The following is a 454-nucleotide window of genomic DNA, read 5'->3' on the forward strand; positions in this document are numbered from 1 at the left end:
CAGCGAGGTCACACCGACGGCGGTCCGCGACCACATCCGCCAGGCGGAGTTCTCTACGGTGTACGGCACCGTCTCCTTCGACGACACCGGCGTCATCAACAAGAATATGCTCGTCTACCAGTGGCAGCCGGATCCGGGACTGCAGATCACCTACCCCGAGAACGTCGCCCAGTCGAGCCCCATCTACCCGATGCCCGACTGGAGTGAGCGCTGAGCGATGGCTGCCACCCAGTTCGTCGTCAACGGCCTGCTGGTCGGTGCGCTGTTCGCAGGCGTGGCGGTCGGATTCGCGCTCATCTGGGGCGTCGTCGACATCATCAATCTCGCCCACGGCGAGATGGTGATGCTCGGCGGCTACACCTCTTACTGGGTGCTGACGCTGATTACCGGGAACGCGGAGGGGTCGCCGCTCCTGTTTCTGGCGACCATCCCGGTCGCCATCGCCGTACTGTTC

2 pseudogenes are annotated in these 454 nt (G+C 64.3%); both read left to right on the forward strand.

Features of this window, described 5'->3' with window-relative positions:
* A pseudogene (locus C5C07_RS20765) lies at positions 1-214 on the forward strand (branched-chain amino acid ABC transporter substrate-binding protein); the annotation flags it as partial.
* 3 nt (positions 215-217) lie between these two features.
* A pseudogene (locus tag C5C07_RS20770) lies at positions 218-454 on the forward strand (branched-chain amino acid ABC transporter permease); the annotation flags it as partial.

The organism is Haloferax sp. Atlit-4N (assembly GCF_003383025.1).
Lineage (GTDB): Archaea > Halobacteriota > Halobacteria > Halobacteriales > Haloferacaceae > Haloferax > Haloferax gibbonsii.